General features: G+C 36.9%; 1 protein-coding gene. It reads left to right on the top strand.

Going from position 1 to position 963, the window contains the following annotated elements; translation table 11 throughout:
- Positions 1-803 (top strand): hypothetical protein (locus H5072_RS20360; protein ID WP_182694624.1); only part of this gene is annotated, 803 nt, incomplete at its 5' end.
- Positions 804-963: the final 160 nt, after the last annotated feature.

Here is a 963-nt window from a genome sequence, read left to right as displayed (position 1 = left end):
CAGCTCCAACAGACTCACCAAGATTAGTAGTTAAAAATGATGAAAGTAATGGAGGGAGCGGTGGGTTCTCTATCTTCTATTGCTCAAATGATAATGATGATCAAAAGGTATATTTGCGTTCAGGTCAGAACGCTATAGATAGTGATACTTATGAAAATGCAAACGGCTATTTTGCTTTCAGCGGTGATTATGGATCAGGAACTCGTTTACCGACAAATTGGATTTTATTAGCGACTGCAACAGCGTTCCACTTTTTTTCATTTTCTACAGACATAGCATCTAGAAATGATCTTGGCACTGTTTATATGCCGTATCTGTTCACTGGTGATTTCATCTCGAATTACCCAAACGACCCAGCGACATATATATCTATGTGTGGCAAACAAAACAATAGTGATACAACTTGGACAAATACAATTGCTTACCAACTAAATCAAGGGGCTAGAAATTTATTCAAAGTTTACCCGCTTGATGGGGAGCAAACCCCTGGTGATGCAAGTTTAACTTCTATTTTTGGGAGTAGATTTCATTCTAGAACTGATCGAAATAGTGAGGTTAATATCACTATGCTCTCACCTATATATATTTGCTTAGGCGCTGGTGATTTTTATAATAGTTACACTCAATCTGATAGGCAACCATTTATTAGAGGTAGGATTCCGGGGCTTTTCGTAGCAGATAAAGCTGGTTTTTTAAGCTCTGAAATGCCAGTTATCAGGCGCTTAAATAATCAAGAACATTATCTATTGCCAAGTTCAAACTCTGATACAAATGCCGTATGGATCAATATGGAAGAATGGTAATGCATATACCCTCGTTTAAAATAATTACAACTGCCAGCGTCTTATTCTCATTTTTAGATGTTGATTGCGACCAAAGAGCTGAAATATATTGATTAGTTTAGGCTGCACTCTATCGAGTATTGATGCGTTAAACTCATCATTATCATCAAGAATGATACAT

The organism is Pseudoalteromonas sp. SR45-5, assembly GCF_014163565.1.
Taxonomy (GTDB): Bacteria; Pseudomonadota; Gammaproteobacteria; order Enterobacterales; family Alteromonadaceae; genus Pseudoalteromonas; species Pseudoalteromonas distincta.
The sequence above is the reverse complement of the archived record's forward strand: the minus strand, read 5'-3'. Positions and strand labels throughout refer to the sequence as shown.